The organism is Marispirochaeta aestuarii, assembly GCF_002087085.1.
Lineage (GTDB): Bacteria > Spirochaetota > Spirochaetia > JC444 > Marispirochaetaceae > Marispirochaeta > Marispirochaeta aestuarii.
Map to the genome: position 1 here is coordinate 148919 of NZ_MWQY01000012.1, position 14500 is coordinate 163418.

11 protein-coding genes and 1 pseudogene are annotated in these 14500 nt (G+C 53.1%); 8 read left to right on the plus strand and 4 right to left on the minus strand.

Annotation, left to right across the window (positions count from 1 at the left end; translation table 11 throughout):
• Nucleotides 1-15 precede the first annotated feature (15 nt).
• Nucleotides 16-2037: a copper-translocating P-type ATPase gene (locus tag B4O97_RS12240; protein ID WP_083051187.1), complete on the minus strand. Its 2022-nt coding sequence runs from the start codon at nt 2035-2037 to the stop codon at nt 16-18.
• A gap of 372 nt (nt 2038-2409) precedes the next feature.
• Here B4O97_RS12240 and B4O97_RS12245 point away from each other — a divergent pair, with 372 nt between their 5' ends.
• The 8 genes from B4O97_RS12245 (at nt 2410) to B4O97_RS12280 (ending at nt 10915) form a co-directional block, all read left to right on the plus strand.
• Nucleotides 2410-2694 (plus strand): thioredoxin domain-containing protein, encoded by a 285-nt coding sequence (locus B4O97_RS12245; RefSeq protein ID WP_143305671.1) that lies wholly within the window; start codon nt 2410-2412, stop codon nt 2692-2694.
• 3 nt (nt 2695-2697) lie between these two features.
• The gene (locus tag B4O97_RS12250) at nt 2698-4233 is read left to right on the plus strand and encodes a monomeric [FeFe] hydrogenase (protein ID WP_083051190.1); all 1536 of its coding nucleotides are present in this window, start codon (nt 2698-2700) and stop codon (nt 4231-4233) included.
• Nucleotides 4234-4281: 48 nt separating this feature from the next.
• Complete coding sequence (locus B4O97_RS12255) at nt 4282-4725, plus strand: sensor histidine kinase (RefSeq protein WP_083051191.1); 444 nt, start codon at nt 4282-4284, stop codon at nt 4723-4725.
• A gap of 7 nt (nt 4726-4732) precedes the next feature.
• Nucleotides 4733-6244: a sensor histidine kinase gene (locus B4O97_RS12260; protein ID WP_083051193.1), complete on the plus strand. Its 1512-nt coding sequence runs from the start codon at nt 4733-4735 to the stop codon at nt 6242-6244.
• Nucleotides 6229-7755: a response regulator gene (locus B4O97_RS12265; protein WP_083051195.1), complete on the plus strand. Its 1527-nt coding sequence runs from the start codon at nt 6229-6231 to the stop codon at nt 7753-7755. Before B4O97_RS12260 ends, B4O97_RS12265 begins: the two co-directional genes overlap by 16 nt.
• A 174-nt stretch (nt 7756-7929) precedes the next feature.
• The gene (locus B4O97_RS12270; RefSeq protein ID WP_083051196.1) at nt 7930-8940 is read left to right on the plus strand and encodes a TRAP transporter substrate-binding protein; all 1011 of its coding nucleotides are present in this window, start codon (nt 7930-7932) and stop codon (nt 8938-8940) included.
• Nucleotides 8941-9063: 123 nt separating this feature from the next.
• A complete protein-coding gene (locus tag B4O97_RS12275; RefSeq protein WP_233143041.1) occupies nt 9064-9612 on the plus strand; it encodes a TRAP transporter small permease in 549 nt (182 codons plus the stop codon).
• A complete protein-coding gene (locus B4O97_RS12280; protein WP_083051198.1) occupies nt 9605-10915 on the plus strand; it encodes a TRAP transporter large permease in 1311 nt (436 codons plus the stop codon). The genes B4O97_RS12275 and B4O97_RS12280 overlap by 8 nt, the downstream gene beginning before the upstream one ends.
• Nucleotides 10916-10969: 54 nt before the next feature.
• Here the strand turns inward: B4O97_RS12280 and B4O97_RS12285 are convergent, their stop codons facing one another.
• The 3 genes and pseudogenes from B4O97_RS12285 to B4O97_RS19520 all read right to left on the minus strand — a co-directional run.
• Nucleotides 10970-12922, minus strand: a complete 1953-nt coding sequence (locus tag B4O97_RS12285; protein ID WP_083051200.1) for a sensor histidine kinase — start codon at nt 12920-12922, stop codon at nt 10970-10972.
• A complete protein-coding gene (locus B4O97_RS12290; protein WP_083051201.1) occupies nt 12919-14067 on the minus strand; it encodes an ABC transporter substrate-binding protein in 1149 nt (382 codons plus the stop codon). Before B4O97_RS12290 ends, B4O97_RS12285 begins: the two co-directional genes overlap by 4 nt.
• A gap of 122 nt (nt 14068-14189) precedes the next feature.
• Nucleotides 14190-14500, minus strand: a pseudogene (locus B4O97_RS19520) (hypothetical protein); the annotation flags it as partial.

Sequence of the window (14500 nt, forward strand, 5' to 3'; positions counted from 1 at the left end):
GCCGGGTGCGAAACTTCACGCGGTGGCCTCCTCCAGCTCCTCTTTTTTGACCCGCAGGAGCCGGGCGTTGATAGCGACGATAACCGTGGAGAGGGACATGAGGATCGCGCCGACTTCGGGAGAGAGCACGATGCCTGCGTTGTAGAGAACACCTGCTGCCAGAGGAATAGCCACGACGTTGTACCCGGTTGCCCAGATCAGGTTCTGCACCATTTTTTGATAGGTTGCTCTACCGAAAAGGATCAGGGCGGTAATGTCCAAGGGATTGGAATTGACAAGAATAATGTCCGCCGTGGAAGCCGCGACATCCGTTCCCGAGCCGACCGCAATACCCACTTGGGCCTGTGCCAACGCTGGTGAGTCGTTAACGCCGTCGCCGGTCATGGCGACGTATTCTCCCTTTTTCTGCAGTTCCTTTATCTTCTCCTGTTTCTGGTCCGGCAGAACCTCCGCAAAGAAGCCGTCCATTCCCAGTTCCTCTGCAACTGCCTTCGCTGTAGCAGTGTTATCTCCAGTAAGCATCCAGCACTTTATGCCCCGTTTCTGCAGGGCCTGCACCGCTTTGTAGGATTCGGGACGGATGGTATCGGAAAGGGCCAGAGATCCCGCAATGGTGTTGTCCACAAGAACGAACACCCTGGTAACCCCCCCTTTGGCTTCCGCACCTTCCGGAATCGCAAGATTCTGCTCCTTCAGGTATCCGGGGCTGACTACCTCTATCTGCTTTCCGGAAACGATACCGGAGACCCCTTTTCCCTTGATGGCTTCGAAATTATCCGCCGACTCAGGCTTGATCCCCATGGTCGTGGCTTTCTGAACAATTCCCTTGCCGATAGGGTGCTCGGAATGCCCTTCCAGGCTGGCGGCGAAGGAGACAATCTGCTCTTCGGTGTAACTGTCGCTGTGAACGTTGACGGCGGTTACTTCGAAGGTCCCGTTGGTCAGGGTTCCGGTTTTGTCGAATACCAGGGTGCTTATTCTGCGGGCGTTTTCGAAGGCTGTCCGGTTGCGTATCAGAAGACCATTCTGGGCAGATTTCGAGGTGGAAACGGAGACAACAAGAGGAATCGCCAGGCCGAGGGCATGGGGGCAGGTAATGATCATGACCGTGGCCATGCGTGCGATTGAGAACTGCAAATCCATTCCGGCGATAAGCCAGGCGGCAAGGGTAACGGCCCCCACGCTTATGGCGACAATGGTAAGCCAGAAGGCCGCCCGGTCGGAGAGGGCCTGGGTTTTGGATTTTGCTGCCTGGGCCTCGCGTACCATGTTGATGACCTTGGAAAGGTACGAATCCTCGCCGGCGCCTTCGACCCGAAGCTCCAGAGATCCGTCGCCGTTGATCGAACCGCCGATCAGGGTGTCGCCGGTCTGCTTTTTGACGGGCCTGGATTCCCCGGTCAGCATCGATTCGTCGATGTAGCTTTCGCCCCTGACGACCTCGCCGTCGGAGGGAATCTTTTCTCCTGGTTTGATCAGCAGCACGTCCCCTTTTTGGATTTCTGATAAAGGAACGTCTTCCGTTTCGTCGCCTTTTTTACGGTGAGCTTCGCTCGGCATGAGCTGTGCCAGTTTTTCCAGGGAGGACGAGGCGCTCAGGACCGATGCCATCTCGATCCAGTGTCCCGCCAGCATGATTGCTATCAGGGTTGCAAGTTCCCAGTAAAAAGGCGACCCTTGCAGGCCGAAGGTCACCGCCGCGCTGTAGACGTAGGCGACTGAAATAGCCAACCCGATAAGAGTCATCATGCCGGGATTTTTCGCCTTTAATTCGCTGATCAGACCTGAGAGGAATGGACGTCCTCCATAGAAGAAGATAACCGTTGCCAGTGTGAAAACTACGTAGTCCGACCCTGCGAACCCGAAGGAAAATCCCAGCAGCTGTTGAATAAGTTTCGAAAGGGCCAGGATCGGGACGGTAAGAACAAGGGTAACATAGAAGCGCCTCCTGAAGTCCCGTATCATCATGCGGTGGTGTTCGTTGTGGTCGTGATGACTCTGGTGTTCATGATGTTCGTGATGGTCGGTTGTGGCCATAAAAATCCTCCGTGTTTTGCGCAGCGGGAATCCCCGGAACGGTTACATATAAACGCATATCCGACGGAAAAGAACAGACCTGCAAGAATGAGCCGCATGCTCTGCCCGGCAGAGACTCCGCTTCAAAGGTAAAAATCTCTGGCGTAAAGATCTAACGAATCCGTTACGTCGATGATTTTATGATCATTCTTATAAGAATATACTATACCCCCCCGGGGTATTCAAGAAAAATCATTATCCACCATAATATGGTAATACGCGCTCTTGACGTGTATATTTTTTCCCCCCATGATTTACATGAAGGCAAGATTAGATTCAAAACTGGCACCGGGAGGGCTTTTCCTGCATGTCGGTTCCTGTCGGGGGGATAATATGAGCGATTCGCAGAAGAAAACCAAACTGATGGAAGTCTCAGTCTGCATAGGAACGAATTGTGCGTTCCGCGGTGCATCGCAGCTCATGGAAGCCCTTGTTGCAGATAAAGAAATCCGTGAAAAATGTACCATTCATGAGATTTCGTGCCAGAACGATATGTGTGATCATTCCCGCAGATCTCCGGTGGTTCGGATAGATGGTGACTATTTTCTGGAGGCACGCCCGGAAGTAATCCTCGACGAAGTCCATCGGCGTATCGCGATGAAAAAGATTAAGGCCTGAAGCATGAAAGAGATTGGTGTAAAGCGTGTTTTCGAGCGAATGCGGGGGATCTATACACCCGTTACGGATTTACGCCGTCGCCTGCTTATGGAAATCGCCGGATTTGTTCTGGAAGGGAAAGAACCTGCTGCAATCGAAGAAATCCCTTTCAAAGTTATCGAAATGGGTAAACCGACCTATCGCTGCTGCTCCTACCGGGAGCTGTCTATAATCCGGCAGCGAATACGGCTGGCATTCGGGTTGGCGCTGATTGAAGAGCGGGATAACATCCCAGTTTCGCGGGGAATCGAAAAAGCCTTCACCGATAGGAAAGTGATCGATGCCCCGTTGGTGCATGTTATTCGTGCCGCTTGTGAAAAATGTCCTGAAGACGTGGTTCTTGTTACCGATAAATGCCAGGCCTGCATGGCCCATCCCTGTTCCATTGTCTGCCCCCGGAACGCCATCTCGTTCCCGGAAAGTAAGGCCGTTATCGATCAGGAAAAGTGCATTAAATGTATGAAATGTGTTCAGGTCTGCCCCTATGCGGCAATCACGAGGATGGTGCGTCCCTGCGCCGAAGCCTGCGGTGTGGATGCGATTGATTCCGACGACGAAGGTTTTGCCCGGATAAATCATGCAACCTGCGTCAGCTGCGGGTTGTGCATTGTCTCCTGTCCTTTTGCCGCAATAGCGGAAAAATCGGAGATTGTTCAGGTGGTTATCAGTCTGCTCCGTAAAAGCAGTCAAAGTAAATTGTATGCCATTGTTGCGCCTTCTTTTCCTGGACAGTTCGGAAGCAAGGTTTCTCCCGAGATGATTTTCGCAGGGATCAGCAAGCTTGGATTCGACAAGATTATGGAAGTCGCCTACGGTGCGGATTGCGACACGATTCTGCTTGCAGACAGGTACCGAAAAAAGCAGAGCGGGTTTCTGGGGACCTCTTGCTGCCCTTCGTGGGTCAAGGCGGCACGGGCATATTATCCGGACCTGGCGGAGAATATTGCAGACAGTTACACCCCAATGGTGGAAACTGCAAAAAAGATCAAGGAACGGGATGCGGATGCAAAGGTTATTTTTATCGGACCCTGTATCGCCAAAAAAGATGAAGCCATGAGCGAAGAAGTTGCCGGATACGTTGATCATGTCCTGACCTTCGAGGAACTGGCGGCTTTGTTTGTGACTTTCAGTATCGATTTGCTTTCCCTTGCGAGGGAGATGCCCGTGGATGATGCCAGTGTCCTGGGCCGGGGATATGCGAATGCAGGAGGTGTCGGCGAAGCTATTATCCGTACAGCTGAAAAAAGCCATGGGATAACCGATATTCAGTTTGAACGAGCCGATACCCTGCAGGAATGCAGGGCGATGCTGGAAAGAATCAAGCGCGGAGAGAGAAGCCCGGACCTCATAGAGGGAATGGCGTGTCCCGGCGGATGTGTCGGCGGTCCGGGGACGCTGTCATCTCTAAAGCAGGCGGCGCGGCAGGTTACCAGGTTTGCCGAATCCGCATCCTTTCATTTTCCCCTTTGTGATGAGGAACCTTCAGTCGGTAATCCGTAATCCGTCCAGGAAGAGAATTCCAGTATACTATTCGGAGGGAAACCTTGCATGCCGGGCAGCGAAGATGAGATTATAAACCAGATTGTTTCGGACCTGAACTCCCTGGCCCGCCTGGCTGCTCTGGAGAATGCCTGGGAGACCCGCGGAATCGCTGCCATGATGGCGGAGCTGTATCGGTACCGCAGAAGAAGCGAGGGCGAGCCGGTGGAACTGTCGGCGGAATTGCGGGCGGTGGAGCTGTGTCTGAGGCTGGTCAAGCCCCGGTATGGTGTCGACTGTTCCTGGGACTTCCTTACCTCGGGGGTCGAATCAATCCTGGTTCCCCGGGGAGAACTTCTGCGTCATGTGGAGGAACAGGTCGCCTGCCGTACAGGCAGAGAAGAGGGTTTCTGGATCCGGATAGAAGCGATTCCGGAGGAAAAGAGCTGCTCAATTCTTGTCAGTGACGGCCCCGGTCCGGGAGAGCCGGTCCAAATGAGCTACCCCCTGTGAGGCTCCCATGAAAAATCCTTTCAGCTTTCGCTGGCCCTGGCGGGCCCTGAACATCCGGAACAAAATGCTTTCCTTTTATGTGGCCATGATATTGATGATCCTCGTCATAAACCTGAGCGTCAGCCTTACCGCTTTCCGCTATATAAAGGTTTTCGATGAGAAGCTTTCAGTCTATTACGATATCCAGGAGTACCGCCTGGCCTGGGTGAGCAGCCACGAATCCTTTTTCCGCTATCTCAGGGATCGGGCGCAGGGGCAGCAGGAACTCTATTTTTCCTCCATTCCTACCCTGTGGCAGTTCTTTCACCAGATGAAGCTGAAGGCGAACACGGGGCTGCAGGCGGAGTTTCAGCTGACGGCAATCGAACGGGGAATGACGGAGTTTTTTCGACGTGCCGGGTATGCGATCCGTATGCTGGACAGCGGTGACAGCAATTACTACCGTGCCTATGTGGATGCCCGGAGGGTTTATGATTATGTTTCCGGTTACACGGAAATCCTGCTCAATATCAACCTCAATGCCGGAAGCCAGACCTATGCCGTACTTGCCGCCCGGGCCAATAATGTGCGGATTCTCTCCTTTATTTCCACAGCCGTGGTGGGTGGGGCCTTCTTTCTTTTCGCGGTACTCTTTTCCAACTCAATATCCCGTCCCATACACCGCCTGGCGGAACTCTCCTCCCGGATCGCCGGTGGGGACCTGGAGGTCGAGATTCTTCCCGTGGAGCGTGCGGACGAAGTGGGTACCCTCTTTTCCTCCTTCAACGCCATGAGCCGGAGTATCAGGCAGATGGTGGAGGGCCTTAAGGAGAAGGCGGATCTGGAACGGCGGCTTCACGAAGAAGAGATCTCCATGGAGAGGATGCAGCGTTCCCTGCAGGAGGCGCGTTTTATGGGGCTCCAGTCCCAGATCAATCCCCATTTTCTCTTTAACGCCTTGAATACCATCTCCAGGACGGCCATGTTTGAAGGGGCCGAGGGGACCAGCGGACTTATAAAGTCTCTGGCGACCCTTTTCCGCTACCATCTGCGGGACCCCCGCAAACGGATCAGTCTGGCGGAAGAACTTACCATACTGCGGGAGTACCTTTCGATTCAGCAGTACCGCTACGGAGATCGGCTGCGCTACAGTATTGAGTCCTCCGTTCGTACGGAAGAAATCTATGTTCCTGCGTTTACTCTCCAGCCGCTGGTTGAGAATGCCGTGAAACACGGTATTGAACCCCGGGAGGAGGGAGGTGAAATCTTTGTTGAAGTACAACGTCGCAGGAAAAGAATAGAGATACAGGTCCGGGATACGGGATGCGGCATGGACAGTGAAGAAACCGAGGGAATGATCCACGCGTCCCGCGAAAGAGACGGGGCGGGCATCGGTATTTCCAATGTCAGGGAACGGCTCGCGTTGTTCTACGGCGGTCGCGAGGATTTTCTGGTTACCAGCGAGAAAGGGGTCGGCACCACGGTCACCATAAGCATACCGGCGGATAAAAAGGGAGGCGAGGGATGTATACCCTTCTGATAGCTGACGATGAGAGGCTGGAGCGGGAAGCCCTGAAGTACATTATTCGCCGGGGTACTGCGGAGATCGGAAACATTATCGAAGCTGTAAACGGCAGGGAAGCCATTGAAATTGCAGAAAAGGAAAAGCCGGATATCGCCTTTCTGGATATAAAGATGCCGGGGATCAACGGCGTTGAGGCGGCACGGCGGCTGAAGGAACTGCTGCCGGCATGCAAAATCGTATTCTTGACCGCCTTTGATACTTTCGATTATGCCCGGGAGGCCCTGCGTCTGGGGGCTGAGGATTTTCTGGTCAAACCGGTGGAGGATGAACGGGTTCTGGAACTGCTGACTCTTCTGGCCCGCCGACTCCGGGAGGAGGACCAGGAAAAAAAGAAGCTGGACCGGACTCTGGAAGCCCTGCAAGGCATGATACGGGCCCGAGAAATCGAGCTGTCCGCACAGCTGGCAACGGGTTTCCTTGATACCCGCAAGCTTGCTGATTTTATCACCCTGCTGGGAATAGAATCTCCGAGGATGGAAATCGCCGTTCTCAAGGTTGATCTTAAGAGCTACCCCATGCGGGTGGACCGGGAAAAGCACTCGGAGGTCCTGCTCTCCCGCTGCGAACAGCTTCTCCGCAGGGAGGCGGAAAAGGCGGGAATCCACTGTATTCCCGGCAGGCTGGACAGCGAGATTCTGATGCTGCTGGTCGGCGGAACAGAGGCGGAGACCTTCTTTTCTCCGGAGATTGTGGAGGATCTGGAACGCTCCGTACAGGAGCAGGTATCCCTGCGGGGGACCCTTACAATCGAGGAAGGAATCAGGGATTTCAGTGATCTTGAACGCCGGCTTGCCCGGGCTGTGGCTGCCGATGGAGGAAGGACAGGAATCTCGAGCCTCAATATCAAGGAGACCCTGCTGCAGAATATCGAAAGGGGGGAAGAGTCCAATCTGAACCAGGCCGTGGGTATGGTCTTTCGATGGATGGACTCCCTGCCGGAGAAGGATACGGCCCTGGACAAACTGGATGAGATCCTGGCGGTCCTGAGGCACGACCTGTCCCGTCGTTTTCCCAGCCTGGAGCTGCCTTCCTGTGCCCGGGTATCTTTGCGGGAGACCACAGATGAGGAGAGGGAGGCCGTTTTACGGGAGATGCTGCGCTGCCTGAGGGACGGGGTGCGACGTCAGGCTGAAATCGGGCACCCGGCGGTACGCTTTGCCATTGATGTCATGAGGCAGAGGTTCCGGGAGGAGCTTTCGGTGGAGACCATCGCCGGGGAGGCAGGACACTCGCCTTCCCATCTTTCCCGGCTTTTTCGGCAGGAGCTGGGAACGAGTATCCTGGATTTTCTGACCCGTCTCAGAATAGACGAAGCCAGGAGACTGCTCCTCAGTGATGTCAGTATGAACATCGGACAGATCGCTGAAGCAGCAGGATACCGAGACCCGAACTATTTTTCCCGGGTCTTCCGCCGGGAAACGGGAGTGAGTCCCAGGGAATACCGTTTGTCCGGGAAAAGCGGATAATTATGGCAGAATTGTCCGATAAAGATTGTATAATCCAGATTCTGGATTTCTTGACAGAACGAACAGAGGTATTCACGGAATCGAAATGTCCTTGAATAAGATGATTGTCTTTACCCCGGATTCTCATGGTCCTCCTATAATAAAATCATAAACCCATTTTTTCAGGAGGTAACCATGAAAAAGAATCTGGTTTTAGTTCTGATCGTACTCTTGACCGCAGCCGGGACCCTGTTTGCCGGCGGAGGACAGGAAGGTTCTGGAGGGGCTGCGGAAGCCCAGAAACCCATTGTACTGCGTCTGGCAGAAACCCACGCAGCGGATTATCCCACAACCAAAGGGGATTTCTACTTTGCGGACCTGGTAAAGGAACGCACCAACGGACGAATTACCATCGAGGTCTATCCGTCATCCCAGCTTGGAGAGGAAAAACCGGTAATCGAACAGGTTCAGTTCGGGGCTATCGATTTTACCCGGGTCAGCATTTCTCCCTTGTCGGCATTCTCACCCAACTTCGATGCCCTGCAGATGCCCTATCTGTACCGGAACGCAGAGCACATGTGGAAGGTCCTGAAGAGCGATATCGGCAAAGAGTTCCTGGAGAGCCTTGAGCCCGCCAACTTTGTCGGCCTTGGATGGTTTGAATCCGGCGCCCGCAGCTTCTACAACTCCAAACGGGAGGTAAAGACTCCCGCAGATCTTAAGGGGATGAAGATCCGGGTCCAGCAGGCGGACATCATGGTGAATATGGTTAACGCCCTGGGTGCCGTTGCCACCCCCATGCCCTTCGGCGAGGTATACTCCGGACTTCAGACCGGTGTAATCGACGGAGCCGAAAACAACTGGCCCAGCTACTATTCCACCAGCCATTATGAGGTGGCGAAGTACTATACCCTGGACGCCCATACCCGGGTTCCGGAGATTATCATTGCCAGCAAGATCAGCATGGACAAGCTCTCCGCGGAGGATCAGGAGATCATTCGGGAGGCAGCCTGGGATTCCATGGATTACCAGCGCCAGCAGTGGGCGGACTATGTAAAGGTCGCGGAAGAGAAGATCCGCGCCGCCGGTAATGTTATTACCGAGATCAAGGACAACTCTGCCTGGCAGGCAGCTATGCAGCCCATGTACAATGCCCTGAGCCCCGAGCTGCAGGAAGTCGTCAAGAAGATCCGGGCAGTCAAATAAGGCTCCCAGGAACAGTGAACGGAACATCTTCGTCCCGCCTCTTGAATGGGGGTGGGGCGAAGATTTTTTCTCCTTTCCGTTCTGTCTTCCGGGAGCAGAGTTTTACGATTTTCAGGAGGAAAAATGCTGCAAGGTATAGTGAGGTTTTTTAACCTTCTTCACATACTTCTGGTGGTATTCGCCAAGATTCTGCTGGTGGTAATGGTATTGACGATCTTTGCCAATGTTGTACTGCGCTACGGTTTCAGCTCCGGTCTGCAGTGGTCGGAGGAACTCGGGCTTCTGATGGCGGTCTGGTTCAGCTTTATCGCCATGGTGCTGGGGGTCAAGCAGAATCTTCATATTCATATAACCCTGCTCCCGGAAAACAAGCTTCCACCTCTGGTGGATATGATTCTGAGGAAGATCAACGATTGTGTAATCATCTTTGTCGGTTTTATTTTTCTGCGCTGGGGGATTCCCTTGGTTGCCTTTACGATGCGCTCCATACTGCCGGCATCCCATGTTCCCGCAGGCTGGCTCTATATAATAATGCCGGTATGCGCGGTTTTTCTGATGTACGAAGGTCTGACGGATCTTCTGGGTATCGATACGGACGATAAGGCGGTGGACGGTTATCTGCTTGGGACCGTCTCCCTGGGCAGGATACTGAAGGGGGGCAAAAATGGGTGATACCAGTGTTGCCATCGGCCTCCTGCTGGGAATCTTCGGTGTTCTCCTGGTTCTCCGGGTTTCGATTACCTTTACCCTTGCCTGTGCCTCCATTGTTACCGCCCTATATCTGAATATTCCCCTGATGGCTATAATCCAGCGCATGGTTCAGGGGGTTAACTCCTTTTCCCTGCTGGCGATTCCCTTCTTTATTCTGGCAGGAGAGATCATGGGGCAGGGGGGTATCTCCCGCAGACTGATCCAGTTTTCCAACCTGCTGATAGGCCGCCTCAGGGGCGGACTGGCCCAGGTAAACGTACTGGCGAGCATGTTTTTCGGGGGGATTTCCGGCTCCGCTGTGGCGGATGTCTCGTCCATCGGAACGATCATGATTCCCATGATGAAGCAGAAGGGCTATGATGCCGACTATTCCACGGCGGTTACTGTAACCAGCGCCTGCCAGGGAATCATTATTCCCCCCAGTCACAACATGATTATCTACAGCCTTGCCGCAGGGGGGGTCTCCATCGGAAGGCTCTTTCTGGGAGGCTTCATTCCCGGTGTACTCCTGGGTGTCGCCCTGATGATCATAAGCTGGATTATTGCGGTTAAACGGAATTATCCCAAGGAGGAGAGATACTCCCTGAAAGAGGCCCTGATAATTACCAAGGACGCCCTCCTCGGGCTCCTGACGGCGGTAATCATCATAGGAGGGGTAATCAGCGGGGTATTCACCGCCACCGAATCAGCGGCCATAGCGGTTGTATACGCCTTTATTATTACCTTCTTTGTCTATAAGGAGATCAAGCTTTCTGAGTTCAAGCGGATACTCTACTCATCCCTGAAGACCCTGGCCATGGTCATGAGCCTCATTGCCGCAGCCAGCGCCTTCGGTTACCTGATGGCTTACCTTAAGATCCCTGCAAAGGCAACGGAGGCTCTTCTGGGAATAACCCAGAACAAGGTTGCCCTGCTCCTGCTGATCAACCTGCTGCTGCTCCTGTTGGGGATGATCATGGATATGGCCCCGCTGATCCTGATAACAACCCCGATACTGTATCCCGTTGTGGTGGGTGCCCTGGGGATGAATCCGGTACACTTCGGGATCATGCTGATGCTGAACCTGGGAATCGGTCTCTGTACGCCGCCAGTTGGTTCCGCCCTCTTCGTCGGCTGTGCCGTGGGCCGGGTCTCCATGGAAGAGGCCACCAAAGCGATGCTGCCCTTCTATATTATGATGATTATCGTTCTGTTGATGGTCACCTTCCTGCCGGACCTGGTCATGCTGGTCCCCAATGTGCTGATGCCCATGACGGCGGGGTAAAAACCTGCAGATACTTTCAGCATAACCCCGGTCAGCAGACGGCCGGGGTTTTTTTTATCCCTGGAGGAGAGGCGCCACCACAGGAATTTTCAGCTTGAAAACAGTACCTTCTCCCTCGGTACTTTCGCAGTTCAGGGTTCCCCCCAGGATGTTCCGGGCGCTGTTGTAGGCGATATTCAGTCCCAGCCCTGTTCCTCCCCGGCCCAGGCGGGTGGTAAAAAAAGGATCAAAAATCTTTTTCCGAATCTCTGCAGGAATACCCTTTCCGTTGTCCTGAACTGAGATTTGCACCATGGGAATTTCTTCTCCGGGGGGTTCGGAAATCCTTCCTGCTTTGATCCAGATGCTGCCACTGTCGTCGTCATCCCAGGCGTGGGCCAGTGCGTTGGTGATCAGGTTTGTTAGTATCTGTCCCAGAGAGCCGGGATAACTGTCCATCTCGACCTCCTGTTCCAGATCTGTTTCCATCCTGTGTCTGCTGTGCCTGATCATCGGATTCATGGTCAGAAGTACATCGTGAATCATGGTATCCAGAAAAAATTTTCTGCGTACAGAACTTGTCTGATCACTGGCCACATGCTTGAAACTGTTAATAAGCTCCGCAGCCCTGGAAACATTACGTTCGGCGATATCGAGTCCCTCGTCGCAGTAACGGAGAAAACGTTCCAGGGTGGAGCGCCTAAGCCCTGACGACACCTCCCTCCCAAGTTCGTGTGTCTCTGCCTTAAGGCTTGAGATTGACATGATTGCATTCCCGATGGGGGTATTCAATTCATGGGCCACACCGGCAACGAGTCGACCCAGGGCCGCCTGTTTCTCGGTCTGGATCAGTATTTCCTGCATCCGGTTCATATTCTCCAGGGTTTCCTGCAATTCCCGGTTGCTGTTTTCCAGGGCCCGGGTTCTCTCCTGTACCCGGTCTTCCAGTTTCTGGTTCAGGCGTATCAGGGATTTTTCCCGGTCGAAAATCTTGTCAGCCATTATTTTCTGGCTTTCAGAAAGCTCATGGAATTCCCGGATCATCCAGTCTTTCTGGGGCGTGTAATGGTGTCCTTCGGCGATTTTCTGGGACTGCTGCATCAGGTGCATTACCTGGGTATTCAGCCGGTATGACCAGAGGGGAGACAAAAGGAGTGCTAAAACGAGGTACGAGATCGAAAGAAAGATTATATCTATAAGGGTGTTCCTGATATACCTGTTGTCGAGGCCCGCCGGTATAAGGTTCATAAAAATCCATCCCAGCTTTTCTGAAATGTCCGCAGCGGGATAATAGTTTTTTCCGTTTACTGTAACGGTAACAGGAAGCTGTTGACTGTCGAGAGCCTGCTGAATCGCTCTGTTCCCCAGCACATTTGTAATTCCGGTACTGAATTCGTTGTCTGTATCGACGATCAGTTCACCACGTTTATCAACCACCCACAGGCGCACGGAGCTCTCTGCCGCGATCTCTACCGTTGACAGCAGGGCTTCCAGAGAGATTTCGGCTATGGCAGTATGGTTTTCCATCCGTATGCCCACTCCCACAGAAGTGTCGCCGGATAAAACGGAGATGAACTTGTCGCTCCACACTGATTGATTTGAGTTCTGCAGAGCTGAATAGAGAGAACTGTAGGAGAAGTCGATTCCGATGAAATCCTCGTGCAGAGGGTTTCGATGATCCTTTGCATGTACAGCATAGGTCTGTCCGTTTCCGTCCAGAAAATAGATGACCCGGATGCTTTCATGCTGCGGCAGTACGGCCTGCAGCAGATCGGCGAAGTCTTCGGTATCCATTCTCAGACTGGCCTGAGTCAGGATTCCGATGCTCTCTTCTATCCCGGCCAGCAGTCCCTCGGTTCGCCTGACCAGTATTTTGGATTCCTGTCTGGCTCTCTCCATATTTTCCGCCGCGAAGGTGGACTGTCGCAGCAGAAAAATTATAGTTCCGGAAATCAGAAGGGTTATTATGGAGGAAGAAATAATCAGCCAGAAGATGAACCAGCGAAAGGTGTAGGGACGGATTTTCATAAGGGGGATTTCTCGAATTTCTGGTTTCGGATAATAACGAAGGAAGAGTCCCTGCGGGTATCACCGTATTCATTAATTATGAACTCCTGCTGAAGCCCCTGGTAGGGACTGTTCCGCAGTATTGCCTCTTTCAGTGATTCACCCTGTCTGCGATTTTTTTCCGCTACCAGAATGACCTGGACGGTTTCGTAGGCTATAACGCCGGAGAAGTTTGGTTCTATCTTGAATCTTTTACGATACTCGTCGATAAAGCGAAGAAATCTCTCCTGGGTGCCGAACTTGTCGAAGATCTGGAGGACCTCGACTCCCTCAACGGCTTTTCCTCCCAGTTCTATAAGCTGCTGGGTCCCCGCCCACTCCACGGCAATTATCGGGGTACTGATATCCACTTTACGTATCTGCTGAGCGAGCCTGGCGACATCAACCGAATTGGCTACAAGAAGGACGGCTTCCGGTTCCGGTGCCAGCAATTCTTCTACAAGATCGTTATAGCCGGTCAGGACCAGAGAATTAAAGGATGATTGTGCTTTAATTTCTCCCCCCAGGCGGGAGTAGGCCTTCTCGAATTCAGCGACCCAGTTCTGCGAAAAGGAGAAATTCTGGAGATCAAAGGCAATGGTAGTAGTGGAATAGTCCCGCCTGCGGACCATGAAATCGGCATAATCCTCCGCGTTCTCCGTTGTACTGGAACAGAGACGAAAAAGATTGTCATCTTTTCCGACCAGTTGCAAAGCCGAGGAGGTGGGGGTAAATACCAGCATCCCTGCGTGTTCGGTAACAGTCATTACCGCTTCGGTCATGGTGGTGCTGAAAGCCCCGATAATGGCTTCCACCCGCTGATTCACCAGGTCCTGGGCTGCGGTTATAGCCATTATCCGGTTATGACCGTCATCCCGTATCAGGAGGTCTATGTGGCGGCCCTTTACGCCGCCCATACGGTTGGCTTCTTCCACGGCCAGGAGAGCCCCGTTACGGCCTGCCTCGCCGGAATCGGCGTTACCTCCGGAAAGTCCGCTTATGAGGCCGAGTTTGTAGGCCTCCCCGGTACATGACTGAAGAAGAAGGCCGACGAGAAGCATCATGGGCATGAGAAATAGTAATCTGTGAATGGCTGAACCCACTGCTGCCTGAGGTTCTCTTTTCATGAAATACAGACCTCTTTACACGTTAACCAACGTGTTCTTAGTTTTTATGGTAGTCTGTCGCCGGCAAGGAAGCAAATTTTTCGGGAGAAAGAAGGTTTAGTGTTCCTGACCGTGGGGATATCTTACGCCCATGAATAGGCGGGAAGGTATTCTGCCATCTGTTTCATGGGTGTACTGATTCCTCGAAGCCAGATTACGATATCGCTGCTTGAGAGCCATCTGCTCCTTGAGAAAAAACGGCGCCGGGTAAATACAGTCTTCATCTCAGATGCGATAGGTTGAGCTGGAATACCTGCCCACTCTGCATGGGTCTTTCTGCTCTCCTCTCTCTTCCCGATCCGATACGGCTTGATGTAATTGTGATACAGCCGATAGACTGCAAGCCGCTCCATGCAGTTGTTCGCGTTCCGGGCGAACTGAACCGTCTCCCGGG

What these genes read in the sequence shown, in the direction of transcription:
- B4O97_RS12270 (WP_083051196.1), top strand. Translation starts at nt 7,930, where the DNA reads ATGAAAAAGAATCTGGTTTTAGTTCTGATCGTACTCTTGACCGCAGCC.
- B4O97_RS12255 (WP_083051191.1), top strand. Translation starts at nt 4,282, where the DNA reads ATGCCGGGCAGCGAAGATGAGATTATAAACCAGATTGTTTCGGACCTG.
- B4O97_RS12250 (WP_083051190.1), top strand. Translation starts at nt 2,698, where the DNA reads ATGAAAGAGATTGGTGTAAAGCGTGTTTTCGAGCGAATGCGGGGGATC.
- B4O97_RS12240 (WP_083051187.1), bottom strand. Translation starts at nt 2,037, where the DNA reads ATGGCCACAACCGACCATCACGAACATCATGAACACCAGAGTCATCAC.
- B4O97_RS12275 (WP_233143041.1), top strand. Translation starts at nt 9,064, where the DNA reads ATGCTGCAAGGTATAGTGAGGTTTTTTAACCTTCTTCACATACTTCTG.
- B4O97_RS12245 (WP_143305671.1), top strand. Translation starts at nt 2,410, where the DNA reads ATGAGCGATTCGCAGAAGAAAACCAAACTGATGGAAGTCTCAGTCTGC.
- B4O97_RS12280 (WP_083051198.1), top strand. Translation starts at nt 9,605, where the DNA reads ATGGGTGATACCAGTGTTGCCATCGGCCTCCTGCTGGGAATCTTCGGT.
- B4O97_RS12290 (WP_083051201.1), bottom strand. Translation starts at nt 14,067, where the DNA reads ATGAAAAGAGAACCTCAGGCAGCAGTGGGTTCAGCCATTCACAGATTA.
- B4O97_RS12285 (WP_083051200.1), bottom strand. Translation starts at nt 12,922, where the DNA reads ATGAAAATCCGTCCCTACACCTTTCGCTGGTTCATCTTCTGGCTGATT.
- B4O97_RS12260 (WP_083051193.1), top strand. Translation starts at nt 4,733, where the DNA reads ATGAAAAATCCTTTCAGCTTTCGCTGGCCCTGGCGGGCCCTGAACATC.
- B4O97_RS12265 (WP_083051195.1), top strand. Translation starts at nt 6,229, where the DNA reads ATGTATACCCTTCTGATAGCTGACGATGAGAGGCTGGAGCGGGAAGCC.